The organism is Mediterraneibacter catenae (genome assembly GCF_008691045.1).
Taxonomy (GTDB): domain Bacteria; phylum Bacillota; class Clostridia; order Lachnospirales; family Lachnospiraceae; genus Mediterraneibacter; species Mediterraneibacter ornithocaccae.
In genome coordinates, this window is sequence record NZ_VMSO01000058.1 from 1 (window position 1) to 850 (window position 850).

General features: G+C 47.5%; 1 pseudogene. It reads right to left on the bottom strand.

Annotation, left to right across the window (positions count from 1 at the left end):
* Window positions 1-690 (bottom strand): annotated as a pseudogene (locus FNY66_RS15335) (hypothetical protein); the annotation flags it as partial.
* Window positions 691-850: the final 160 nt, after the last annotated feature.

Consider the following 850-nt stretch of genomic DNA (forward strand, 5'->3'; position numbering starts at 1 on the left):
CAGGACAGGGCTGATCCAGTCTTTATTCCGGGCAACTGCTACTTTGCAATTATCCGGGGTGATTGTCGGCGTCACGCCGCCAAAATAGGACAGAGCATTATTGTTGACCCGGATCCAGTTCCGGATATCGCATTCGGTCATTCCTTCAGCGTAAAAGTAATCACTGTAGGTGAGGGCAGCGATAAAGATCGTGACCTTTATGGTCTCATCCGGGTTCCGGCGGTTATGCAGATAGAGCTGCTTCCCCGCATAGTCCAGTTCGAGATTGACACCGGGATAACGCTGGATGTGGAAGGTCAGCTGTTTGGAATCAGCCCATTCGCTGTAACGCCTGCAGTATTGGCGATAACTCATAGGTTTCTTCCCGTCTACGATACCTATGGCATTGTATTTCTGCCACAGATGTTTCAGGGTCTCCCCTTTGCGGGCTAAAGCCTTGTAGACAGCTTCCTTGTTAAAATCCCGATAGAGAAGCTGGTTCGCTGATACACCAGGCTTTTTATAGAGAATACTCTCAATGTATTCATTCGTGACATCTGCCGGTAAAGGGTATGAGAGTTCCGGATTCTCTCTGAAACGCTTCAGGAACTCGTTTACGGTTGTTTTGCTGCAGTCGCCGCAGCTTTCGGCAATCTCACGGCAGCTAAGATGGTTCACAAAGTGAAGCCGTAGTACTTTTTTGTAATCCATAGTAGGACCTCCAGATATAATATTTCTCCATTTTAAGGAGATGCGCTTATTATATCTGAAGATCTATTGTCCGGTTAATGTGTCCCTACTTGTCCGCTAATTATGTCTCAGACTGTCCGCCGAATATGGCACAGGTGTCCGTTTAGCCCGACAATCTGCA